Here is a 22,898-nt window from a genome sequence, read left to right on the forward strand (position 1 = left end):
GCCGACGCCCTGAAGCCAACCGAGAGAGTACCCGACACCCGGGCCCCGGCCGGGTCGGATCCGGAGACCCTTCAACGGGCCGCCAGGGGGCGGCGGCGCCGGTGGTAGCCGAGGGCGAGGGCGAGGATCAGGGGGCCCCAGAGGGCGAACGGGCCGCTGACGATGAGGGCGAGGGCCCGCCACCAGCCGTTGGTGTAGCCGACGTCGGAGAACCCGGCGAGGTGGAAGACGCAGAGCACCCAGTCGACGAGGAGCCAGGTGAAGCCGAGTCCGGCGAGGGTGGCGGGCACGGTGACCGCGTGACGGGGGATGCGGCGGCCGCCGAGTACGGGGACCCGGGCGGGGACCGTTTCGCCCCAGGGGCGTACGAGGCCGGCGCAGAGCAGGGCGAAGGCCTCGGAGAGGAGGCTGAGGGCGAGGACGTAGGGGACGGTGATCAGGAGCGGCTGCCCGGAGGGTGGCAGGTCCATGCCCATCTGGAAGCCGAAGCCGACGGGCAGCCGCCACAGGCACACCGGCAGGGCCAGCAGCGGCAGGAGGCGGGCGGTCGTCCGGGCCCAGCGCGGGACGGGGCGTTCGGTGGTGGCGTGGTTCATGCGGCCAGCCTCCCGGCCGCGCGGCGGCCGGACATCGGGCACGCGAGCGATCCGGCTCCCCCGGGCGGGGGAGGGAACGGCCCGGGCGGGTCCGCTCAGGCGGGTACGCGGGGGAAGCGGGACTGGAGGGTCCAGATGACCGGGTTGTCGGCGAGGCCCTCGTGCATGTCGACGAGGTCGGCGATCAGGTCGTGGAGGAAGTCGCGGGCCTCGCGGCGCAGCAGGCGGTGGCTGAAGGTGAGGGGCTCTTCCTCCGGGGCCATCCAGTCGGCTTCGATGTCGACCCAGCCGAAGCGGCGTTCGAAGAGCATGCGGTCGGCGGACTCGGTGAAGTCGAGCTCCGCGAACCGGCGGTCGGCGGAGCGGCTGCCGCGCGGGTCCTCGTCGAGCTGCTCGACGATGTCGCACAGCGCCCAGGCGAAGTCGAGTACGGGCACCCATCCCCAGGCTGTGGACACCTCCGTGTCCTTTTCGGTGTCCGCGAGGTAGACGTCCCCGCAGAACAGGTCGTGGCGCAGGGTGTGGACGTCCGCCGAGCGGTAGTCGGTCTGCGGGGGGTCGGGGAAGCGCCGGGAGAGGGAGTAGCCGATGTCGAGCACGTTCCCGATGGTGTCACGGGTGCTCCTCCGGCGGCGCGGGGGGCGGCGCGGGGCGGCCCGGGCCCCTGCGGGCGCCGCCCCGGACCCGCCCGCCCCGGACGCCGGCGGGGGTCAGTCCTCCAGGGCCTGGTAGGCCGTGGTCCAGAAGTCGTGGATGACGCGCACCGGGGCCGGGGCGGACAGGCCGACCTGCGTGAGCAGGATGCCGGTGAGGCCGTTCACCGGGCCGGCGTAGGCCGAGGTGCCGGTTCCGCCGTCCCAGCCGAACTGGCCGACGGGCGCGTAGTCGCCGATGCCCGGACGACAGCTGACCGGCGAGGACCGCCGGCACATCGCCGCGTGGCTGGCCGAGGGGCTCGGGTACGCGGAGATCGGGCGCCGCCTGGGGCGGCCCGCCTCGACCGTCATGCGGGAGGTCACCCGCAACGGCGGGCCGGGGGAGTACGCGGCCGAGCGGGCGCAGGAGGCCACGCGGGACCGCGCGCGCCGGGGCGGGCAGCAGGCGCGGCCTCCGGCGCCGCACACCCCCCCCGACACCGGCCACGGGCGGGACCCGCGGGCGGTGCGGGAGTTCACCGAGTCCTTCACCGGGCTCCTGGCCCGGCAGGGGATGCCGCCGATGGTCTCCAGGGTGCTCGCCTGCCTCTACACCACCGACTCGGGCGCCCTCACCGCCGCCGAGCTGGTCCAGCGGCTCGACGTCAGCCCGGCGTCCGTCTCGCCGCGCGGATGAACGACGTCCTGGTGGCGGAGTCGCGGCGCGGAGCCGGGGTGCTGGGGGCGGGGACTCCCGCCGGGGCGCGCTTCGAGGCCTCGCTCGAGCTGCTCTCGCTCGTGAACGAGGCCCTCGGGCAGGCCGTGGAGGAGTGGCGGCGGAGACTGGCCGGGCGGGACGCCGGGCGGAGCCCCGGGCGGGACGCCGACGCCGGGCCGTGAGCGGGGTCACGAGGGCAGCAGGCGTTGCTCCTTGGCCACCGCCACCGCGCCGGCGCGGGTGTCGACGCCGAGCTTGTCGTAGATGCGTCCCAGGTGGGTCTTGACCGTGGCCTCGCTGATGAACAGGGCCCGGGCGATGTCGCGGTTGCCCAGCCCCCGGGCCAGCTGGCCCAGGATGTCGAGTTCGCGGTCGGTGAGGGTGGGGCGCGTTCCGCGCATGTGGGCCATGACCCGGCTCGCGACGGGCGCCGACAGGGTGGTGCGGCCCGCCGCCGCCGAATGGATGGCGGCGAACAGCTCCTCGGGCCGTTCCGCCTTGAGCAGGTAGCCCGTCGCCCCCGCCCCGATCGCCCGGGTGATGTCCGCGTCCGTGTCGTACGTCGTGAGGACCAGGACGTGCGGCGGGGAGGGGAGGGCCGTGATGCGGCGGGTGGCTTCGACGCCGTCGATGCCGTCGCCCAGCTGGAGGTCCATCAGGACCACGTCCGGCCGGAGCCTGGCGGCCAGCGCGACCGCCTCCTCGCCGCTGCCCGCCTCGCCGAGCACCTCGATGTCCGGTTCGCTGCCGAGGAGCGCGAGGAGTCCGGCGCGGACCACCACGTGGTCGTCGCAGAGGAGGATCGTCGTCATCCTGTGGGCTCCAGGGGGATTGAGGCCGAGAGGACGGTGCCCTCGCCGGGGGTGGATTCGATCGTCAGGGTGCCGCCGAGCTGGCGCACGCGGGCGCGCATCGCCGGGAGGCCGTGGCCGCGTTCGGGGCCGGCGCCGGCAGGGGTGGCGGCGGTGAAGCCGGCGCCGTCGTCCGCGATGTCCAGGACCACCTGGTCGCCGAGGAAGCTGAGGGTGAGGGCGGCGGTGTGCGCGTGCGCGTGTTCGCGGACGTTGGCCAGGGCGCCCTGGGCGATGCGCAGGAGGGCCGATTCGGTGCGGTCCGGGAGGGGGACGGGTACGCCCTCCAGGTGGAAGCGGACCTGGACGCCGGGCCCGGCGTCCAGGGCGCGCAGGGCGTCGGCGAGGCCCGCGCCGTCGGCCAGCTCGGGCGGGGCCAGGTCGTGGACCAGGCGGCGGGCCTCGGCGAGGCCGCGGGCCGCGATGCCGGTGGCGGTACGGACGTGCGCGCGGGCGGTGGCCGGGTCGCTGTCCCAGGTGCGGTCCGCGGCCTGGAGGAGCATCTGCTGGCTGGACAGGTGCTGGGCCAGGGTGTCGTGGATCTCCATGGACAGCCGCTGCCGCTCGGCGAGGGTGCCTTCGCGGCGTTCGGTGGCGGCGAGTTCCCGGCGGGTGCGGATCAGGTCGTCGATCAGCGCACGCTGGGCGCGGGCCTGGCGCTCCATGTGGACGAAGACGGCCGTGGCCAGGGCGGCGATGGCGGGCGGGGCCAGCAGGAGGTTGGGGTCGAAGGCCGTGGAGAGCTTCAGCTGGGCCGCCACGACGAAGACGGTGAGTACGCCGACCAGGGCGACGGCGGCGCGCGGCGGGAGGGTGCGCAGGGCCGTGAAGAACAGCGGTACGGCGCACCAGGCGAAGCTCGGCGCGAGCACGACGAGGACGACCCAGGCGGCCACGACCAGGCCGAGCCAGAGCCGGCGGCGCAGGGTCGGGGGCGCGGGGGCGCCGGGGTCGGGGGCGGCCTGGGTGACGCCGACGGCGGGGCCGAGGACGTAGAGCAGGGCGAGGGCGACGCCGAGGGAGATCACCCAGGGGGTACGGGGTTCGCCGGGGTGGCGGAGCAGGAACCGGGCCACCGAGGCGCCGAGCAGCAGGAAGAACGCCGCGTGCATGACGGCGGCGAGGGTGCGGGTGTCGGGGGCGGTCGCGGGGTGCCGGCTCACGGCGTGGCTCCTGGGGGTGGGCGGGGGTTTCTTATGCTGCCGCAGCCCCGGCCGGGCCGCGGCCCGGCGGCGGTTGCCCGACGGACGGTCGCCCCGGCGCGGCGGGTGCGGGTGCGCCGGTGGCCCGGCGGCGCCCCGGCCCCCCCGGCCCCCGGGGCGGCGGTGCCGCGGTCGGTGCCGCCGCCCACCGGCCGGGGCGGTGCTGCGGCGTTGCCGTTCCACCCGGCGCAGGGGCGTGTGACCAGGGAAACCGTGCGGCCCGCCCCACCGCATCGGCCGATCGGATGATGCCCGGGTCAGCCGGTGCGCTGGGCGGGGCGAGCCGGTACGGGGACGGCCCGGGGCGGGGTCCGGGGCCAGGCTTGGAGAGAGCCAGCCGACGACCCACCAGGAGCTGAAATGAACACCCGCACCCGCGTCCTCACCGGCACCGCCCTCGCCGTCGTCCTCGGCGCCGGGACCTTCGGCGCCGTCAGCGCGAGCGCCACCCCCGCCGCGCCGGCCAAGAAGGATTCCGACAAGAACTTCACCACCTCGACGCACCTCACCATCGGTGCCGCCACCCGCGCCGCGCAGGCCGCGCTGGAGGCCGCCGAGAAGGAGAACCAGAAGGTCACCGTCGCGGTGGTCGACCGCAACGGCAACACCATAGTCACCCTGCGCGGCGACGGCGCCGGCCCGCAGTCCTACGAGTCGGCGGAGCGCAAGGCGTTCACCGCCGTGTCCTGGAACGCCCCGACCTCCGTCCTCGCCGGCCGCCTCGCGCAGACCCCGAACCTGAAGGACATCCCGGGCACCCTCTTCCTCGGCGGCGGCGCCCCCGTCCAGGCGGGCGGCGCGCCCGTCGCCGGCATCGGCGTGGCCGGCGCCCCGAGCGGCGACCTGGACGAGAAGTTCGCCAAGGCCGGTGTGGAGTCCCTCCAGCAGTAGGGTCCGGCTCCGCCGCGGATCACCCGCTTAGGATCGGCGCGTGGAACTCAAGCGCCTGGCCGCCCCCGCCGTCACCGCCCTGCTCGTCCTCACCACGGGATGTACGGGCGCGACGGTGCAGGGGCGGCCCGGCGCGTCCGGGCTGCGCGATCCGTTCTTCCCCCGGGCGGGCAACGGCGGCTACCAGGTCGACCACTACGCGCTGGACCTCGCCTACGACCCCGCCGACGGGCGGCTGCACGGCACGGCCGTCATCACCGCCCGCGCCGGCCAGGGCCTCAGCTCCTTCAACCTCGACTTCAGCGGCCTCAAGGTCGAGGCGGTGGACGTGCAGGGCGCCGCCGCCCGGTACAACCGGACCGGCAACGAGCTGACGGTGCGCCCGGCCAAGGACCTGAAGAAGGGCGAGGTCTTCCGTACGACGGTGGACTACTCCGGGCGGCCGAAGCCGGTCGTCGATCCGGACGGGTCCGAGGAGGGCTGGATCACCACCGAGGACGGTGCGGTCGCCGTCGGCGAGCCGGTGGGGTCGATGGGCTGGTTCCCCGGCAACCACCACCCGAGCGACAAGGCCGCGTACGACGTGACGGTCACCGTGCCGGACGGGTACGAGGCCGTCTCCAACGGGCGGCTGCGCTCCCGGCGGGAGACGGGGGACGGGCGGACGGAGTTCGCGTGGCACAGCCCGGAGCCGATGGCGAGCTACCTGGCGACCGTCGCCGTCGGCAAGTTCAGGGTGAGCACCGGGCGGACCCCCTCCGGCGTGGAGGTCTACAACGCCGTCGACGGCGGTGAGGCGGCCGGCAGCGAGGCGGCGCTGAAGCGGCTGCCCGAGATGCTGGAGTGGGCGAGCACCAGGTTCGGCCCCTACCCCTTCGGCACGGCCGGATCGATCGTGATGCCCGCGGGGACCCTCGCGTACGCGCTGGAGACCCAGACCAAGCCCGTCTACCCCGGCGCGCCCGGCGAGGAACTGGTCCTGCACGAGCTGGCCCACCAGTGGTTCGGGAATTCCGTCTCGCCGAAGTCCTGGAAGGACATGTGGCTCAACGAGGGCTTCGCCACGTACGCGGAGTGGCTGTGGTCCGAGGACCGGGGCGGGATCACCGCGCAGCGCCGTTTCGAGGCGTTCCTGGCGGGTGACACCTCGGTCGACGCGGAGGCCGGGGGCGGCTGGGACGCGTTTCCGCCCGCCGCGCCGCCCGGCGCGGCGCAGGTGTCCGACGCGCCCGTGTACTACCGGGGGGCCATGGTCCTGCACCGGATCCGGCAGGAAGTGGGGGACGAGGCGTTCTTCGGCCTGCTGCGCGGCTGGGCCGCCGACCACCGGCACGGCAACGCGAGCACCGCGGACTTCACCGCGTACGCGCAGCGGCGGACGGGCCACGACCTGAAGAAGGTGTGGGACGTGTGGCTGTACGGACAGGGCCGCCCCCGCGCGTAGGGCGTGGGCGCCCCGGGCCGGACGCCGGTCGGGCCCCCCGCCCGGAGGTCCGGGGAGGGGGCTTCGGCCCGGCGGGCGGGATCAGACGTTGACGCCGAAGTCCTGGGCGATGCCGACGAGGCCGGAGGCGTAACCCTGGCCGACCGCGCGGAACTTCCACTCGGCGCCGTTGCGGTAGAGCTCGCCGAAGACCATGGCGGTCTCGGTGGCGGCGTCCTCGGAGAGGTCGTAGCGGGCGATCTCGGCGCCGCCGGCCTGGTTCACGACGCGGATGTAGGCGTTGCGGACCTGGCCGAAGTTCTGGCTGCGGTTCTCGGCGTCGTAGATGGAGACCGGGAAGACGATCTTGTCCACGTCGGCGGGGAGGCCGGCGAGGTTGACGTTGATCGCCTCGTCGTCGCCCGAGCCCTCACCGGTGCGGTTGTCGCCGGTGTGGACGATGGTCTGGTCCGGGGTGGACTTGTTGTTGAAGAAGACGAAGTGACCGTCGGAGACGACCTTGCCCGTCGCGTTGACCGCGATGGCGGAGGCGTCCAGGTCGAAGTCGACACCGGTGGTCGTGCGGACGTCCCAGCCGAGGCCGACCGTGACGGCGCTGAGGCCGGGGGCCTCCTTGGAGAGCGAGACGTTGCCGCCCTTGGACAGGCTTACTGCCATTTGACTGGTGTCCTTCCTCGTCACATGACCGCGATGTGTGGTCAAGCTACCGCTGCCGTTATAACGCGGGCAGGGGGCGCGAAGGTTCCAGGCACGTGGAAATGGGGTGACGTGGCGCGGGCGGGGGCCGATCATAGGTCCATGCCTGGTCCCCATGTCATCCGCGGTTCCGTCGTGCTCCCCGAGGCGGAGCTCGCCTGGCGGTTCTCGCGTTCCTCCGGGCCGGGCGGGCAGCACGTCAACACCTCCGACTCGCGGGTGGAGCTGCTGTTCGACCTGGCGGCGACCGAGGCGCTGCCGCCGGTGTGGAAGGAGCGGGCGCTGGAGCGGCTCGCGTCCCGGCTGGTCGACGGCGTGGTGACGGTACGGGCCTCCGAGCACCGCTCGCAGTTCCGCAACCGGGAGATGGCGATGGTCCGGATGGCCTCCCTGCTGGCGGAGGCCACGGCCCCGCCGCCGAAGCCGCGCCGGGCGACGAAGATCCCCCGGGGGATCAACGAGCGGCGCCTGCGGGAGAAGAAGGCCCGGGGCGAGACCAAGCGGAACCGCAGCGCGCGCGACTGGTAGCACGGCCCGACTGGTAGCGCGGCCTAAGGGGCCAGGTGCCGGTAGCGGCCGCGGAAGTAGGCCAGCGGCGGTGCGTCCGGGACCGGGAGGCCGGCGGCGAGGACGCGGCCGACGACCAGGGTGTGGTCGCCCGCCGTCACTCGGGACTCGGTGCGGCACTCCAGGGTGGCCAGCGCGCCCGACAGCAGCGGCGCGCCCGACAGGGCGCCGCGTACGTACGGGACCCCCTCGAACAGCAGCCGGTCGCTGATCCGGCCCTTCATAGCGAAGCGGCTCGCGACCTGGAGCTGGCTGTCCGCGAGGAGGGAGACCGCCCACAGCGGCTGCTCGGCGAGCAGGTCGTCCATGCGGGAGTCCTCGCGCACGCTCACCAGGACCAGTGGCGGGTCCAGGGAGACCGACATGAAGGCGGTGGCCGTCATGCCGACGTCCTCGCCGCGGGGTCCGCCGGCGGTCAGGGGCGGCTCGTGCGCGGTGATCAGGCACACGCCGGCGGCCAGCCGGGACATGGCGGCACGGAACTCGTCGTTGCTCACCCCCTCAGGATGGGGGGTGGCGGGCGCGGGAGCCGGGTCTGCGGCGGTCGTCTTGGGCACGTACCGAACGCTAGTCCCGCGCCCGCACGCCGCACATCGGCCCCCGGTCCCCACCGCCTCCCCGACCGGGGTCCTAGGCCCTGTCGTCAAAGTCCCGCCTGGCCTGCGGCGTCCGGCACCGCACCTCGCCGCGTTGTCGGGGCGCCCAAGTACGTCCAGTACTCGGGCGCCCCTCCGCCTTGCGATGCACGGCACCGGACGCCGCAGGCCTGACCGGCGCTACTTTGACGACAGGACCTAGGTCCGGAGGTGAAAGTCCGCCCCACCGGCGCCACTTTCGCGCCGCGGCACGGGCCCAGGCCGTATCGTTTGCCGCCGGGAACGGGAGGGAGCGTTCCCACTCCGTACCCCCTCCCCAGCACGCCCTTATTCATCTCATGTGACTTGAGTCACAGAGGGCAAGATTTGTTGACCCTGTGTACCTGCCGCACAGCTCACTGTGATTCAGTGGACGGGACACCGCAACGAAACGCCGATGACATACCTGGAGTTGCTGTCGAGGTCTCGGGGAGAGCGAGCAATGGAGACCGAGTCGGAGCCGTACGTCCGTCTTGCGACCTTGCGGCAGCTGCACCAGGTGGTGGCCGAGCTCAACACCGCGCGGAGCCTGGCGGACACCCTGCAGACCGTCGTGGACGGCATCGTCAGGGGCCTCGGCTACGAACTCGCCTGTGTCAACCTCGTACGCCCTGACGGGGATCTCGTGGTCGCGGCCTTCGCCGGCGACCCCGCCGCCGAAGCCCTCATCACCGGCCGCGTCGGCTCCCGCCCGGCCTGGGAGCGCCGCCTGACCATGGGCGAGGACTGGGATGGCCTGCGCTTCATCCCGCACACCGAGGGCTGGGTCCTCCTGGAGGACGACGTCCCCCAGTGGCACACCGACGGGCCCGATCCGCGCTTCCAGGACGAGTGGCACCCCGAGGACCGGCTCTACGCCCCCATGTACGCGACGGGCGGGGAACTGCTGGGTGTCATTTCGGTGGACAGACCGCGCAACGGTCGCCGCCCCGGCGCGTGGGGGCGCGAAGCGCTCCAGATGTACGCCTTCCAGGCCGCCATTGCGATCAGCAACGCCAGGCTCCGCGCGAACATGCAGCGCGCCCTGGTCCGGCTGGAGCGGGAGCAGCAGGCGCTGCGCGCCAGCGAGGAGTCGTTCCGGCAGGCCTTCGAGTACGCGCCCAGCGGCATGGCCATCGCCGAGATGGGCGGCGACCAGCACGGCCGGCTGCTGCGCACCAACGACGCCCTGTGCCGCCTCCTGGGCCGGCCCGCCTCCGTGCTGCGCCGCTACTCCTTCTCCGACCTCGTCCACCCCGAGGACATCGGGACCCTGCTGCGCACCTCCGCCGAGGGCGGCCGCGCCGAGCTGCGCCTCGGGCGGCGCGACGGCACGTACGTCTGGGTCTCGCTGCGCAACTCGGTGGTCGCGGACGCCGCCGACGGGCCCCGCTTCCTGCTCACGCACGTCGAGGACATCGAGGAGCGCAAGCGGCACGAGCTCCAGCTCGCGCACCGGGCCAGCCACGACTCCCTCACCGGCCTGCCCAACAGCGCCGAGCTGCGCTCCCGGCTCGGGGCGCGCCTGTGCCGGCGGCCCCAGTCCGTACGGGCCAGCGCGGTGGAGGCGCTGGACGCGGCGTACGAGGGCCGCCCCGGGGCGGGTGGTGCCGGCGAGCACGGCTTTCCGCCCGAGGGGCAGCAGCACGGGTACGGCGGCGGCTACCCCGCCGGGCCGGCCGCCGCGCAGGCGGGCGACTCCTTCGACTTCCCCGGCACGCTCCCGGGCCGGCCGGACGGCCCGTACGACCACCACGTGCACACGGTGGCGCCCGCCGGCGACATCGACGACGGCACGAAGGGGCTCGCGGTGCTCTTCTGCGACCTCGACGGCTTCAAGTCGATCAACGACCGGTTCGGCCACCACACCGGCGACGCCGTCCTGATCGAGGTGGCCCGGCGGCTGACGACGGGCGTCAGGGACGGTGACACCGTCGCCCGGCTGGGTGGTGACGAATTCGTCGTCCTCGCCGACGGGCTGGGCGCGGCCGACGCCGCCGACCTCGCCGTGCGGCTGCGCAACGCGATCATCCCGCCGATCCGGGTGGACGGCCGCGCGGTGCGCGTGGGGGCGAGTTTCGGGATCGGCTGGGCCAGCTGCGGGATGTCCGCGGAAGAGGTGCTGCGCTCCGCCGACCAGCGGATGTACATCGAGAAGCGGTCCCGTTCCAAGGCGCACCGGCGGGCCGGCTGATCACGCGGGCCGCCCGTGGGCGCACGTGTTCGGGGTAGGCTCCCGTGGGTCGAAAGGAGTGACCTGCGATGACGACGCCCGCGAACAACGGCCCGCACGGTGGGGCGAACAAGCCCGAGGACGATGACCCGTTCGGCTACCTCTACGCGGACGGCCAGGCCGCCGGAGCCACCCCGCCCGGTCAGGGCGGCGGATACGGCTACCCCGGCCCGACGGCCGGCGGACCGCCCGGCGCGCAGCCCGGCGTCCCCCGGACCTCGTACAACCAGGTGCGCACGGTCGGCGAGCGGACCTACGGCGGCCAGCGCGGCGCCGTTCCGCAGCAGCAGCCCCCGCAGGCCTACCAGGCCCAGTACCAGGCGCCCGAAGCCCTCCAGGCGAACGGCTACGGCGTCCCGCAGCAGCCGTCCGCGCCGACGGCACATCACCAGCCCGTCCCGTCCCGGGGCGGCGGCCGCGGCGGTGGCTCCAGCCGCCGGGGCATGGTGATCGCGGCGATCGCGGTGGTCGCCGCCGTCGGCATCGGCATCGGCGCGGCCGTGGTCTTCGGCAAGAAGAACGACAAGGACGACAAGAACCAGGCGACGGGCCCGGCCCAGTCGGTGGCGCCCTCGCAGAAGTCCGATCCGGAGCCGAGCGGCTCCCCGCAGCCCTCGCAGGCCCCGCTGCCGAAGGCGGACGCCTCCGGCGCGGGCATGGCCCTGACGGGCGGCGCGGCGCTGCAGGCCACCGTCCCCGGTGCGAAGAGCGCAGGCGGCCAGTACGTCGGCAACTTCAACCAGACCGGCGCGGCCGTCACTTGGACGCTGGACGTGCCCAAGGCGGCCCAGTACAAGCTGAAGATGACGTACGCGGTGCCGGGCAAGGACGCCAACACCACGCTGACCGTCAACGGCGAGGCGCAGTCCCGGCCGATAAACATGAAGAACTTCGCGCAGGCCAAGCCCGGTGAGTGGGGCTGGACGTACACGCACTCGCTGGTGCAGCTGAAGAAGGGCACCAACACGGTCAAGATCTCGTGCGAGACCGGCAACCAGTGCGAGATCAACATCGACCAGCTCTGGCTCGAGCAGGGCTGACCGGCGCTCCGGCCGACGGCGGGCCTACAGGGCCGTGACCTTCACCGACCCCCGTACCTCCTCGTAGGTGCGGGGGTCGAAGTCTCCCGCCGTCGGGGCGTGGACGGTGGCCGCGGAGAGGGCCACCGCGCGGGTGAGGCGCTCGGGCCAGTCCAGACCCCGGGTGAGCGCGGAGAGCAGGCCCGCCACCGCGGAGTCGCCCGCGCCGGTGGGGTTGCCGCGCAGCGGCCGGGGCGGGGCCGCCTCCCAGGTGCCCTCGGGGGTGGCGGCGAGCAGACCGGCGGGGCCCAGGGAGGTGACCACGGCGTGGGCGCCGCGGCGGCGGGCGTCGCGGGTGGCGGGCAGCGGGTCGCGGGAGCCGGTCAGCTCCGCCAGCTCGGCGGCGTTCGGCTTGATGACCTCCGGCCGGGCGGCGACCCCGCGGCGCAGGGCCTCGCCGCTGGTGTCGAGCAGGACCGGGACGCCGGCCGCGCGGGCCGCCCGTACCAGGACCGCGTACGCGCCGACCGGCACGCCCGGGGGCAGGCTGCCGCAGAGGGCCACGGCGCGGGCGCCGGTGAGGAGTTCGGCGTACCGGTCGAGGAAGGCGGCCCATTCGGCGGCGGAGATCTGCGGGCCGGGCTCGTTGAACTGGGTGGTGTCGCCGGTGCTGTCGTCGACGACGGCCAGGGTGCGCCGGGTGGTGCCGGCGCAGGGAACGAGGGCGTCGGCCACCCCGGGCGTGTCCGCCAGGAGTTCGCGTACGACCTGCCCGGCCGGGCCGCCGGCGAAGCCCGTCGCCGTGACCTCGTCGCCGAGCGCGGCGAGCACCCGGGCCACGTTCAGGCCCTTGCCGCCCGCGCGTTCGCTGACGCCGGTGACCCGGTGGGAGGTGTGCGGCAGCAGCCGCGGCACCCGGTGGGTGATGTCGAGGGCGGTGTTGAGCGTCACGGTGAGGATCATGGTCAGTCCCGGTCTTGGTGTGTGCCGGGATCATGCCAAATCGAGGGCGGTCGGCCCAGTCCCGCGGGCCGGCCGCCCCGGTCGTGCCGGGTGGACGGCCGGTTCAGGACGGCGGGCTGACGATCCATTCGCCGCGCCGCATGACGCCCTTGACGTCGAACGACGCGTCCAGGACCACCAGGTCGGCGTACTTTCCGGGCTCCAGCGAGCCGACCTCGTCGTAGAGGCCCAGCAGCTTGGCCGGGTTGGCGGAGATCGCCTGGACCACGGACTCGACGGGCAGCCGGTCCACCGTCACCGACCGCTTGAACGCGGTGTCCAGGGTCAGCGTGGAACCGGCGATGGAGCCGCCCTCCACGAGCCGGGCCACGCCTTCGCGGACCTCCACCTCCAGCGGGCCGAGGTGGTAGGTGCCGTCGCCGAAACCGGCCGCGTCCATGGCGTCGGTGATCAGCGCGACGCGGTGCGCGCCCGCGTGGTGGAAGGCCAGCTCCAGCATCGCCGGGTGCAGGTGGGTGCCGTCGTTGATCAGCTCGACGGTGACGCGTTCGTCCTCCAGCAGGGCGGCGATCGGGCCGGGCGCGCGGTGTTCCAGGCCCGGCATGGCGTTGTAGAGGTGGGTGGCGACGGTCGCGCCGGCGTCGATGGCCTGGCGGGTCTCGTCGTACGTGGAGTCGGTGTGGCCGATGGCGGCGATGACCCCGTGCTCGGCCAGCAGCCGTACGGAGTCCAGGCCGCCGGGGAGTTCGGTGGCGAGGGTGACCATGCGGGCGGCGCCGTGCGCGGCGTCGACCAGCTTGCGGACCTCGGCCGGGTCGGGGTCGCGCAGCAGGTCCTCCTTGTGCGCGCCCTTGCGGCAGGGGTTGATGAAGGGGCCCTCGAAGTGGATGCCGGCGATTTCTCCCTGCTGGGTGAGCTCGGCGAGCAGTCCCGCGCGGCGGGCGAGTTCGTCCAGGCCGCCGGTGACGGTGGAGGCGACGAGGGTGGTGGTGCCGTGTTCGCGGTGGGTGCGTACGCCCTTGAGGACCTCCTCGGCGGTGCCGGAGGTGAAGGAAGCCCCGCCGCCGCCGTGGTTGTGCATGTCCACGAAGCCGGGGACGATCCAGTGCCCGGACAGGTCGGTGACGTCCGCGTCCTCGCGGGCGCTGCCCGCGATGCGGCCGCCCTCGACGATGACGCGGCCGCCCGCCACGATCCCGGTGGGCAGCACCACCCTCGCGCCGGAGAGAACGGTGCTGTGTGCGCTTCCGGACATCAGGCAGGTACCTCCGTGGCGAGTAGGTCCCAGGCGAGCAGCCCCGCGCCCAGGCATCCGGCGGTGTCCCCGAGGGCAGCCGGAACGATCTCGGGCAGCCGCTGGAACGTCACGCGCTCCTCGACGGCGGTCCTCAGTGGTGCGAACAGCGTTTCCCCGGCCTCGGCGAGCCCGCCACCGATGATCAGCGTGTTCGGGTCCAGCAGGGTGATGGCGGTGACCAGGCCGTCGGCGAGCGCGCCGATGGCCGTCAGCCAGACCGCGCGGGCGGCCGCGTCCCCGGACTCGACGGCCTTGGCGCAGTCGGCGGCGTCGGCCGCCGGGTCACCGGAGGCGGCGGCCCAGGCGCGGCTGACGGCGGAGGCTGAGGCCAGGGTCTCCAGGCAGCCGTGCTGACCGCAGCCGCAGGCGGGGCCGCCGGGGCGGACCACGATGTGCCCGATCTCACCCGCGTAGCCGTGGGCGCCGGCCTCGATCCGGCCCGCGATGCCGATGGCGCCGGCGATGCCGGTGCCGAGCGGGACGAAGAGGAAGCGGTCGGCGCCCCGGCCCGCGCCGATGCGGCCTTCGGCGAGCCCGCCCGTGCGGACGTCGTGGCCGAGGGCGACCGGGATCCCGCCGAGGCGGGCGCCCAGAAGTTCGCGCATCGGTACGTCGCGCCAGCCCAGGTTCGCCGCGTACACGGCGATGCCCCGGCCGGCGTCGACGATGCCGGGGACGGCGACGCCGGCGGCCGAGGCGGCCGTGCCGAAGCGGGCACGGCCCAGGCCGAGGAGCTCGTGGGCGAAGTCCAGGATCGTCTCGACGACGGCTTCGGGGCCCCGCTCGCGGCCGGTGGCGCGGCGGGCCTCGTGCAGCAGGGTGCCGTCCGCGCCGATGAGGGCGGCCTTGATCCCGGTGCCGCCCACATCCAGGGCGATGACGTGTTTCACGGGTTTCACAGCAGACAGTCTCGCGTGCTCGGCGGGGAAAGGTCTAGTCCATTGGAGGGGATTGTTGAGTAGCCATACAAATCCGGGCACCTGCCCGGACACGGTCCGGACACAGTCCGCGGCGAGGCCCGTTCCGGATGTGGAGGAGCCGCCAAAGTGGTGTAGACCTTACGTCGGATCGTACGTACAACCTGGGGTGGATCAAGAACTGTGAAGGGCCGTTACCTGAGGCCGGCGGCGACCGGCGCCGCGCTGTGCCTGACCGTGGCGACGCTGGCGGGCTGTGGAACCGTCTCCGGCCTCACCGGGGACAACGAGGTGACCCTGCGGGTCGTGGCGGCCGACTACGGGGACAATCCGCAGAACTCCTCCGCCGGCTACTGGAAGGACCTCGCCGCCTCCTTCGAGAAGGACAACCCCGGCGTCCGCGTCGAGGTCAGCGTCTACTCCTGGTCGGAGGTCGACGCCAAGGTCGCCGCCATGGTCAAGGCCGGCAAGGCCCCCGACATCGCGCAGATCGGCGCCTACGCCGACTACGCGGAGGCCGGCAAGCTCTACACCGCCGACGAGCTGCTGTCCGTCAACACCGAGGCCGACTTCCTCGCCCCGCTCGCCGACGCGGGCAAGGTCAAGCGGGTCCAGTACGGCATGCCCTTCGTCGCCAGCACCCGGCTGCTCTTCTACAACCAGAAGCTGCTCGGCGACGCCGGGGTCATCCCCAAGGACGCCAGCGCCTCCTGGCAGCCCAAGAGCTGGGCGGAGCTGGAAGCGGCCGCCAAGAAGCTCAAGGCGGCGAACGTCCCGACCCCCTTCGCGCTGCCCCTCGGCCGCGAGGAGGCCCAGGCCGAGACGATGATGTGGATGCTCGCGGGCGGTGGCGGCTACACCGACAACGAGGAGGCGTACGCGATCGACTCCCCGGACAACGTCAAGTCGCTGGAGTTCCTGCGCGACAAGATGGTCGGCCAGCAGCTGACCGGCCCGGTGGAGCCCGGCAAGCTGGACCGCCAGGCCGCCTTCGACGCCTTCACGCGCGGCGAGGTGGGCATGCTCAACGGCCACCCGACGCTGCTGAAGCAGGCCGCCGGCAAGGGACTGCGGTTCGGCATGGTCGCCATGCCGACCGCCGACGGCACCGACCACTCCACGATGGGCGTCGCCGACTGGGTGATGGCCTTCAAGAACGGCCACAAGAAGGAGTCCGGGAAGTTCCTGGACCACCTGTTCTCCGCGAAGAACGTGACCGCCTTCACCAACCGGTACGACCTGCTGCCGGTCACCACCAGCGGCTACCGGGCCATGGCCGCCAGCACCGGCGGCACGGCCACCCAGCTGAGGACCTTCCTGACCGCTCTGCCCAGCGCCCGGCTCTACCCGGTCGGCAAGAAGTCCTGGGCCGGCGTCAGCGAGGACGTCAAGCAGAACATCGGCAAGGCCGTGCAGCCGGGCGGGCAGCCCGCGAAGGTCCTGGAGGAGATCGCCACCAGGGCGCGCAAGGCGGACGGCGAACGCTGACCCCCCGGCCCGTGGCACACCGCTCCGGCCGGGACCGGGCCGGGGCGGTGTCGGTGGGCGGCGTTAATCTGGCCGTATGACGGACGGCGGCCAGGCGGGTGAGACGGCGGGGAGCGGGGCGGCGGAGACGGCGCACGGCCGGCTGACCGCCGCCGAGGCCGCCGTGCTCGCCTACGAGGGCCGCAGCTGGCCGGGCCCCGGGGCCAAGGAGCGGGCCGTGCGCGAAGGCCTCGGGCTCACCCCGGTCCGCTACTACCAGCTGCTCAACGCCCTCATGGACGACCCGCGCGCCCTCGCCCACGCCCCCGGCACCGTCAACCGCCTCCGCCGCATCCGCGAGGCCCAGCGGGCCCGGCGCTGAGCGGCCGGGCCCCGGGCCCGGGGGAAGGCTGGTCGGCGCCGCGGCCGCCCCGGTAAGGTCATCCGTATGGGGAGCCAGCCGCACGACCTGCCGCCGATGCCCGTGCCCGCCACCGCAGCCGGACGCGAGGGACTCGAAGCCCTCCTCCGCGCACCCCGCAGAGCCGTGATCGCCCTCGATTTCGACGGCACCCTCGCCGAGATCGTCCCCGACCCCGACCAGGCCCGCGCCCATCCCTCCGCCGTGCCGGCGCTCGCCGCGCTGGCGCCGCAGGTGGAGGCCGTGGCCGTCATCACCGGCCGGCCCGCCGGGGTCGCCGTCCGCCACGGCGGCTTCGCCGGGGTGCCGGGACTGGAGCACCTGGTGGTCCTGGGCCACTACGGCGCCGAACGCTGGGACGCCGTCACCGGCATCGTCCACGCCCCCGCCGAACACCCCGGCGTCGCCGCCGTACGGGCGGAGCTGCCGGGGTTCCTCGACGCGATCGGGGCGTGGCGCGGGACCTGGATCGAGGAGAAGGGCCGGGCGCTGGCCGTCCACACCCGCCGCGCCGAGGACCCCGCCGCCGCCTTCGAGGCCCTGCGCGAACCCCTCGCGGAGCTCGCCGCCCGGCACGGGCTGATGGTCGAGCCGGGGCGCGCCGTGCTGGAGCTGCGCCCGCCGGGCACGGACAAGGGCGTCGCCCTGACCGAGTTCCTGGAGGAGCGGGACGCCGGGGCCGTGCTGTACGCGGGGGACGACCTGGGCGACCTCGCGGCGTACTCGGCGGTCGAGAAGCGCCGCGCCGAGGGCCTCCCGGGGCTGCTGGTGTGCAGCGGCTCGGCGGAGGTCCCGGAGCTCGCGGCCCGCGCCGACCTGGTCCTCCCGGGCCCGGCGGCGGTGACGGCCTTCCTGGCGCGGCTGGCGGCCGCCCTCACTTCCTGAGGGGCGGGGGTGCGGGCCTCACCCCCGCCCGCCTCACCCCCGCAGTGCGTCCAGCTGGGCCGTGAACCAGGCCGCCGGGGGGAGGGCCGTCGCGGCCGCCGCCAGGCGCTTGGTGCGCTCCGCGCGTTCCGCCGGCGGCATGGACAGGGCCTCGTGGAGGGCCGCGGCCGTCGCCGAGACGTCGTACGGGCTGACCGTCAGCGCGTCCCCGCGGAGCTCCTCGTACGCCCCCGCCCCGGTGGACAGCACCAGCGCGCAGCCCGCCTCCGACACCACCGGGATCTCCTTCGCGACCAGGTTCATCCCGTCCCGCACCGGGTTGATCAGCGCCACGTCGGCCAGGCGGTACGCGGCCAGGGAGCGGGCGAAGTCGTCCTGCACGGAGAGGAGGACCGGCTGCCAGTCCTCCGTGCCGAACTCCTCGTTGATCTCCGCCGCCAGCTCGCGCACCGACGCCGTGTACGCCCGGTACACCTCCAGGTCCTGTCGCGAGGGGTAGGCGGACGCCAGGTGCACCACGCGGCCGCGCCACTCGGGGCGGACGGTCAGCAGCTCCCGGTAGGCCAGCAGGCCGCGCAGGACGTTCTTCGACAGTTCCGTGCGGTCGACCCGGACGATGGTCCTGCGGTCGCCGACCTCCGCCCTCAGCGCGGCCAGCTTGTCGTCGACCTCCGGCCGGTGCGCGAGCGTTCGCAGGTCTTCCTCGTCCACGCCGAGGGGGTACTGGGTCACCGCGGTGAACCGCTTCTCCCCGTACCCGCTCCCGTCCGCGGTCGTCCTGCGGTGGTGCACCCCGCTCTGGCCGTCCCGCGGGAAGTACGCGCTCGCCACGCCGCGCACGTCGTCCATGGTGGCGCCGCTGATGAAGTTGTCGGCCCACCCCCACGTGTGGAAGCCCAGCCGGTCCGCCCCGAGCATCCCCCACACCAGTTGGCTGCGGATGTCGTCCGGGAGCATGTCCAGGAACTCCCGCGAGGCCCACGGGGTGTGCGTGAAGTGCGCGATCCGCAGGTCCGGGCGCAGTTCGCGCAGGGCCCCCGGGACCAGGGCGAGGTGGTAGTCCTGGACCAGGACCGACGCGCCCTCCGCCGCCTCCTCCGCCAGGGCCTCGGCGAAGGCCTGGTTGTACGCGGTGTACGAGTCCCAGCGGCGGCGGAACGCGGCGTCGAAGACCGGCTCGCGCGGGACGTCGTACAGGTGGTGGTGGGTGAACCAGAGCACGGAGTTCGCGATGCCGTTGTAGGCGTCGTCGTACACCTCGGGATCGATGTCCAGCATCCGGACGCCGGGCTCGGAGACGCCCCGGCGGACCGCCTCCCGGTCGGCGTCCGACAGGGCCGCGCAGATCCAGAGGGCCTCCGGCTGCGCGGCGAGCGCCGCGGACAGGCCGGAGACGAGGCCGCCGCCGCCGCGCCGGGAGCTGAGGGTGCCGTCGGCGTCGAGGGCGTACGAGAGCGGGCCGCGGTTGGCGGCGACGAGAACCTGAGAAGCCATACGGGAAGCCATGCGGCGAACCTAGCCCGGTCGGTCCTCGCTCAAACGTCCGGTAATTGTCCGGTTCGTCACGTCCTGGTCGGTCCGGGGCTCACGCCACCCGTCGCCCCGGGCCTCACGCCACCCGCCGGACCGCGTACTCCTCGACCTCCAGCATCGGCGGCCGCTCCTCCGTGTCCACCGCGTACGTGCGCGGAACGAACCCGTCCGGCCCCCGCTCGAACTGCGTCAGCCTCGGCCGCACCCGGGCGTGCGCCCAGCGGTGGCCGGGGGAGTGCCCGGCCGCGAGCCGCAGCTGCGCGGTGCGGTAGATCGCCGCGGCCATCCGGCCCAGCGCCTGCCCGTCCTGGTGCCGGTGCAGCCGGACCCCGACGTCCACCTGGGCCAGCGCGTCCAGCCCGACCGTGTGCAGGGCGTCCACCAGCAGGCCCAGCTCCACCCCGTACCCGACGGGGAAGGGCAGCCGCTCCAGCAGGGAGCGGCGTACGGCGTACTCGCCGCCCAGCGGCTGGACGAAGCCGGCCAGCTGGGGCCAGTGGAGGTTGAGGAGGGGGCGGGCCACCAGCTCCGTGACGCGCCCGCCCTGGCCCGGGGCGTCGCCGAGCGGGCGGTCGTACATGGCCTTGACGAACTGCACCGGCGGGTCGGTCAGCAGCGGTCCGACGATCCCGGAGACGAAGGCGGAGTCGAAGTCCCGCAGGTCGGCGTCCACGAAGCAGACGATGTCCCCGGTGGTGGCCAGCAGCGAGCGCCACAGCACCTCGCCCTTGCCGGGCACGGCCGGGATCCGCGGCAGCACCGAGTCCCGGTGCACCACACGGGCGCCGGCCCGCGCCGCGACCTCGGCCGTACGGTCGGTGGAGCCGGAGTCGACCACCACCAGCTCGTCCACCAGGGGGACCGCGAGGCCCTCGATCAGATCGCGCCGGATCACCTCCACGATCTGCCCGACCGTGGCCTCCTCGTCGAGCGCGGGCAGCACCACGCTCACCGTCGTACCGGACGCCCGTTTCCGGTCGAGCAGCCGGTCGAGCGGTCGGTCGGCGGCGGACCAGGAGCGGACCGCCAGCCAGCGCTCCACGTCATCCAGCACTCTCAGCACTCCCTGGGCTTCTCTGCGGTACTCGGCAACCGATGCCCGGCACCCGATGCCCGGCGCTCGGGACTCGGCGGCACTCGGCGGTTTTCGGCCGAATTGTGATCCATCTCGCGGTTCGGACGGCTGTCTCAACCGCCCGTCCCTTCGGTTACAGTCTTGAACAACGCGAAGGACCACCGCATGCCGGGGGTCCCGCGTACAAACGCACCGGCGCGCCAGAGAGCGCGTGTGCCGGTGCCATACCGCTCATCCAGAGGGGCAGAGGGACACGGCCCGTTGAAGCCCCGGCAACCCTCCAGTCGGTTCTCGCCACGCGAGGCCCCGGCTAGGGAAGGTGCCAATTCCGTCTCATGGCGAAGTGCGCCATGGGGAAGATGAGGAGAAAGGGCCTCGCCATCATGGCTGCACAGACTGTCGCCACCTCTGCCACCACCGGGTCCGTCGATCTGGGACCCGCCACCGGCCTTTCCTGTCGTGAGTGCGGCACCCGCTTCGAGCTCGGCCCGATCTTCGCCTGCGTCGAGTGCTTCGGCCCCCTGGAAGTCGCCTACGAGCTCCCGCTCGGCGACCCGGAGGCCCTGCGCGCCGCGATCGAGGCCGGCCCGAACAACATCTGGCGCTACGCGCCCCTGCTGCCCGTCCCGGCGGACGTGGCCTCCAAGCCGAGCCTGAACCCGGGCTTCACCAAGCTCGTGGACGCCGAGAACCTGGCCAAGGAGCTGGGCGTCACCGGCAAGCTCTACGTCAAGGACGACTCCGGCAACCCGACGCACTCCTTCAAGGACCGCGTCGTGGCCATCGCCGTCGAGGCCGCCCGCGCCTTCGGCTTCACCACCCTGTCCTGCTCCTCCACCGGCAACCTGGCCGGCGCCGTCGGCGCCGCGGCCGCCCGCGCCGGCTTCCGCTCCTGCGTGTTCATCCCGCACGACCTGGAGCAGGGCAAGGTCGTCATGGCCGGTGTCTACGGCGGCGACCTGGTCGGCATCGAGGGCAACTACGACGACGTCAACCGCTTCTGCTCCGAGCTCATCGGCGACCCGCTGGGCGAGGGCTGGGGCTTCGTCAACGTCAACCTGCGCCCCTACTACGGCGAGGGCTCCAAGACCCTGGCGTACGAGATCTGCGAGCAGCTCGGCTGGCGGCTGCCCGACCAGCTCGTCATCCCGATCGCGTCCGGCTCCCAGCTGACGAAGATCGACAAGGGTCTCCAGGAGCTGATCAAGCTCGGTCTGGTCGAGGACAGGCCGTACAAGATCTTCGGCGCCCAGGCCGAGGGCTGCTCGCCGGTGTCGACCGCCTTCAAGGCCGGTCACGACGTGGTCCGCCCGCAGAAGCCGAACACCATCGCCAAGTCCCTGGCGATCGGCAACCCGGCGGACGGCCCGTACGTCCTGGACATCGCGCGGCGCACCGGCGGCTACGTCGAGGACGTGAACGACGAGCAGGTCGTCGAGGCCATCAAGATCCTGGCGCAGACCGAGGGCATCTTCGCCGAGACCGCGGGCGGCGTGACCGTCGGCGTGACGAAGAAGCTGATCGAGAACGGGCAGCTCGACCCGGCGCTGACCACCGTGGTCCTGAACACCGGTGACGGCCTCAAGACCCTGGAGGCGGTGGCCGCGGACAGCGGCCAGACCGCCACCATCCGCCCCAGCCTGGACGCGTTCCGCGCCGCCGGCCTGGCCTGACCATCCCCCCTGCTCTACCGGAAAGGCAGTAGCGCCATGAGCGTCAACGTCCGCATCCCCACCATCCTGCGCACCTACACCGGCGGCAAGGCCGAGGTCCCGGCCGAGGGTGCGACCCTCGCCGAGGTCATCGAGTCCCTGGAGCAGAACCACCCGGGCATCGCCGCGCGCGTCCTGGACGACCAGGGCAAGCTGCGCCGCTTCGTGAACGTCTACGTCAACGACGACGACGTGCGCTTCGAGGGCGGCCTGCAGGCGGCCACGCCGGACGGCGCCGGCGTCTCGATCATCCCCGCCGTGGCCGGCGGCTGCTGACCGAACACATCAGAATTACCCCCTCCGTCATAAACGGAGGGGGTAATTCTGCTTGATTGGGCGCGGTAGAGTTGGGGCAGTCCCCTCCGCTGTTCTTGCCCGCCGCATATGAGCGGGCCGACGGATGGTTGACATTGAGTCAACATGCGCGCGCCTTTTGGGCCTTTGGTGCTGCTTGTCTGGCCCGAGTTGCCCTGGAATATTCCAAATTTTCACTCTATTTCAACGTTTCCGCGTGTCCAGAATTCTCGTCGGATTGACCTGTTGCTGACAGCACCGGTGCGGATACATTCAGCCGCGGTCGAGGCGTTCCGGCGCAAGTTCTGACCCGGGACCGCGAAGTGCGGTCCCGCGCAAGGGCCAGTAATAGGGGAGTTAGGCATGGCTCAGGGCACCGTCAAGTGGTTCAACGCGGAGAAGGGCTACGGCTTCATCGCGGTCGACGGTGGTGCGGATGTGTTCGTCCACTACAGCGCCATCCAGATGGACGGGTACCGCACCCTCGAAGAGGGTCAGCGGGTCGAGTTCGAGATCTCGCAGGGCCAGAAGGGTCCGCAGGCGGACATGGTCAAGCTCGCGGCCGGCTGAGCCGGAGCGAACGCGATCGGCCACCGACGCACGCACACGCGCATGAGGGGCCCACATCCCGGACAGGGTGTGGGCCCCTCCTGCATGTCGGCCCCGTGCCGCCCGCGTGTTGCCCGAAGCCGCTTGCACTCGTGGGGGTCGAGTGCTAATCATTGGCGTTAGCACTCTCCGAGTGAGAGTGCTACTCAGACGAGGACCGGGTCGGTGAGGCCCGCAGGGTCCGGCGGGAAGGAACCGCCGGGTCCGCAGGCCGTCCGTCGCGGGCGCGGGCGCGGTCCGGAGCAATCCACCCCTGTCC

22 protein-coding genes, 2 pseudogenes and 1 riboswitch are annotated in these 22,898 nt (G+C 73.3%); of the genes and pseudogenes, 12 read left to right on the top strand and 12 right to left on the bottom strand.

Translation table 11 applies throughout. The features are described 5' to 3' along the window. Positions 1 to 71 precede the first annotated feature (71 nt). From ACZ51S_RS29635 to ACZ51S_RS29645, 3 genes and pseudogenes are all read right to left on the bottom strand, one after another. The gene (locus ACZ51S_RS29635) at positions 72 to 596 is read right to left on the bottom strand and encodes a hypothetical protein (RefSeq protein WP_468804443.1); all 525 of its coding nucleotides are present in this window, start codon (positions 594 to 596) and stop codon (positions 72 to 74) included. Between the two features lie 95 nt (positions 597 to 691). Further along, the gene (locus tag ACZ51S_RS29640; protein ID WP_388942412.1) at positions 692 to 1,195 is read right to left on the bottom strand and encodes a hypothetical protein; all 504 of its coding nucleotides are present in this window, start codon (positions 1,193 to 1,195) and stop codon (positions 692 to 694) included. Positions 1,196 to 1,306: 111 nt separating this feature from the next. Further along, a pseudogene (locus ACZ51S_RS29645) lies at positions 1,307 to 1,486 on the bottom strand (serine hydrolase); the annotation flags it as partial. Position 1,487: 1 nt separating this feature from the next. Between ACZ51S_RS29645 and ACZ51S_RS29650 the strand changes: the two are divergent. Then, positions 1,488 to 2,131, top strand: a pseudogene (locus ACZ51S_RS29650) (helix-turn-helix domain-containing protein). Positions 2,132 to 2,137: 6 nt separating this feature from the next. Here ACZ51S_RS29650 and ACZ51S_RS29655 read toward each other — a convergent pair. Next, complete coding sequence (locus ACZ51S_RS29655; RefSeq protein ID WP_388942406.1) at positions 2,138 to 2,761, bottom strand: response regulator; 624 nt, start codon at positions 2,759 to 2,761, stop codon at positions 2,138 to 2,140. Then, on the bottom strand, positions 2,758 to 3,912 hold the full coding sequence (locus tag ACZ51S_RS29660; RefSeq protein ID WP_468479381.1) for a sensor histidine kinase: 1,155 nt from the start codon (positions 3,910 to 3,912) through the stop codon (positions 2,758 to 2,760). The genes ACZ51S_RS29655 and ACZ51S_RS29660 overlap by 4 nt, the downstream gene beginning before the upstream one ends. 450 nt (positions 3,913 to 4,362) lie before the next feature. On the opposite strand from ACZ51S_RS29660, the gene ACZ51S_RS29665 reads away from it, so the two are divergent. Then, positions 4,363 to 4,893, top strand: a complete 531-nt coding sequence (locus tag ACZ51S_RS29665; RefSeq protein WP_388942404.1) for a GlcG/HbpS family heme-binding protein — start codon at positions 4,363 to 4,365, stop codon at positions 4,891 to 4,893. A gap of 40 nt (positions 4,894 to 4,933) precedes the next feature. Beyond that, complete coding sequence (locus tag ACZ51S_RS29670; protein WP_468479378.1) at positions 4,934 to 6,337, top strand: M1 family metallopeptidase; 1,404 nt, start codon at positions 4,934 to 4,936, stop codon at positions 6,335 to 6,337. Positions 6,338 to 6,418: 81 nt separating this feature from the next. Here ACZ51S_RS29670 and ACZ51S_RS29675 read toward each other — a convergent pair whose 3' ends face one another. Next, entirely contained in the window at positions 6,419 to 6,994 is a 576-nt protein-coding gene (locus ACZ51S_RS29675) for a TerD family protein (protein ID WP_388942398.1), read from the bottom strand. A gap of 141 nt (positions 6,995 to 7,135) precedes the next feature. Here ACZ51S_RS29675 and arfB point away from each other — a divergent pair, with 141 nt between their 5' ends. After that, a complete protein-coding gene (gene arfB / locus ACZ51S_RS29680; RefSeq protein ID WP_468479377.1) occupies positions 7,136 to 7,561 on the top strand; it encodes an alternative ribosome rescue aminoacyl-tRNA hydrolase ArfB in 426 nt (141 codons plus the stop codon). 23 nt (positions 7,562 to 7,584) lie between these two features. On the opposite strand, the gene ACZ51S_RS29685 is transcribed toward arfB, so the two are convergent. Next, complete coding sequence (locus ACZ51S_RS29685) at positions 7,585 to 8,157, bottom strand: flavin reductase family protein (RefSeq protein WP_388942392.1); 573 nt, start codon at positions 8,155 to 8,157, stop codon at positions 7,585 to 7,587. A gap of 520 nt (positions 8,158 to 8,677) precedes the next feature. On the opposite strand from ACZ51S_RS29685, the gene cdgB reads away from it, so the two are divergent. Further along, positions 8,678 to 10,408, top strand: a complete 1,731-nt coding sequence (gene cdgB / locus ACZ51S_RS29690) for a diguanylate cyclase CdgB (protein ID WP_468479376.1) — start codon at positions 8,678 to 8,680, stop codon at positions 10,406 to 10,408. 68 nt (positions 10,409 to 10,476) lie between these two features. After that, complete coding sequence (locus tag ACZ51S_RS29695) at positions 10,477 to 11,487, top strand: CBM35 domain-containing protein (RefSeq protein WP_468479375.1); 1,011 nt, start codon at positions 10,477 to 10,479, stop codon at positions 11,485 to 11,487. Positions 11,488 to 11,511: 24 nt separating this feature from the next. Here the strand turns inward: ACZ51S_RS29695 and ACZ51S_RS29700 are convergent, their stop codons facing one another. The 3 genes from ACZ51S_RS29700 to ACZ51S_RS29710 form a co-directional block, all read right to left on the bottom strand. Next, positions 11,512 to 12,429 carry a 1-phosphofructokinase family hexose kinase gene (locus tag ACZ51S_RS29700; protein ID WP_468479374.1) on the bottom strand — a complete coding sequence of 306 codons (918 nt, stop codon included), beginning with the start codon at positions 12,427 to 12,429 and terminating at the stop codon, positions 11,512 to 11,514. Positions 12,430 to 12,532: 103 nt separating this feature from the next. Then, positions 12,533 to 13,684 (bottom strand): N-acetylglucosamine-6-phosphate deacetylase, encoded by a 1,152-nt coding sequence (nagA, locus tag ACZ51S_RS29705; protein ID WP_468479373.1) that lies wholly within the window; start codon positions 13,682 to 13,684, stop codon positions 12,533 to 12,535. Further along, complete coding sequence (locus ACZ51S_RS29710; protein WP_468479380.1) at positions 13,684 to 14,616, bottom strand: ROK family protein; 933 nt, start codon at positions 14,614 to 14,616, stop codon at positions 13,684 to 13,686. The genes nagA and ACZ51S_RS29710 overlap by 1 nt, the downstream gene beginning before the upstream one ends. A gap of 210 nt (positions 14,617 to 14,826) precedes the next feature. Between ACZ51S_RS29710 and ACZ51S_RS29715 the strand changes: the two genes are divergently transcribed. The 3 genes from ACZ51S_RS29715 to otsB all read left to right on the top strand — a co-directional run bounded on the left by ACZ51S_RS29715 (position 14,827) and on the right by otsB (position 17,416). Beyond that, entirely contained in the window at positions 14,827 to 16,131 is a 1,305-nt protein-coding gene (locus ACZ51S_RS29715; protein ID WP_468962482.1) for an extracellular solute-binding protein, read from the top strand. Between the two features lie 76 nt (positions 16,132 to 16,207). Next, entirely contained in the window at positions 16,208 to 16,492 is a 285-nt protein-coding gene (locus ACZ51S_RS29720) for a DUF3263 domain-containing protein (RefSeq protein WP_468479371.1), read from the top strand. 66 nt (positions 16,493 to 16,558) lie between these two features. After that, entirely contained in the window at positions 16,559 to 17,416 is an 858-nt protein-coding gene (gene otsB, locus ACZ51S_RS29725) for a trehalose-phosphatase (protein ID WP_468479370.1), read from the top strand. Between the two features lie 33 nt (positions 17,417 to 17,449). Here the strand turns inward: otsB and ACZ51S_RS29730 are convergent, their stop codons facing one another. Beyond that, a complete protein-coding gene (locus ACZ51S_RS29730) occupies positions 17,450 to 18,910 on the bottom strand; it encodes an alpha,alpha-trehalose-phosphate synthase (UDP-forming) (protein ID WP_468479369.1) in 1,461 nt (486 codons plus the stop codon). Positions 18,911 to 19,025: 115 nt separating this feature from the next. Beyond that, entirely contained in the window at positions 19,026 to 20,003 is a 978-nt protein-coding gene (locus ACZ51S_RS29735) for a glucosyl-3-phosphoglycerate synthase (protein WP_388942364.1), read from the bottom strand. 249 nt (positions 20,004 to 20,252) lie between these two features. Continuing rightward, positions 20,253 to 20,390, top strand: a riboswitch (SAM riboswitch). Between the two features lie 17 nt (positions 20,391 to 20,407). On the opposite strand from ACZ51S_RS29735, the gene thrC reads away from it, so the two are divergent. From thrC to ACZ51S_RS29750, 3 genes are all read left to right on the top strand, one after another. Further along, positions 20,408 to 21,697 carry a threonine synthase gene (gene thrC, locus ACZ51S_RS29740; RefSeq protein WP_468479368.1) on the top strand — a complete coding sequence of 430 codons (1,290 nt, stop codon included), beginning with the start codon at positions 20,408 to 20,410 and terminating at the stop codon, positions 21,695 to 21,697. A 36-nt stretch (positions 21,698 to 21,733) separates the two neighbouring features. Then, positions 21,734 to 22,012 (top strand): MoaD/ThiS family protein, encoded by a 279-nt coding sequence (locus ACZ51S_RS29745; RefSeq protein ID WP_467892576.1) that lies wholly within the window; start codon positions 21,734 to 21,736, stop codon positions 22,010 to 22,012. A gap of 381 nt (positions 22,013 to 22,393) precedes the next feature. Continuing rightward, positions 22,394 to 22,600 (top strand): cold-shock protein, encoded by a 207-nt coding sequence (locus ACZ51S_RS29750; protein ID WP_008743607.1) that lies wholly within the window; start codon positions 22,394 to 22,396, stop codon positions 22,598 to 22,600. Positions 22,601 to 22,898 lie beyond the last annotated feature (298 nt).

It is taken from the genome of Streptomyces sp. NPDC034043 (assembly GCF_055575675.1).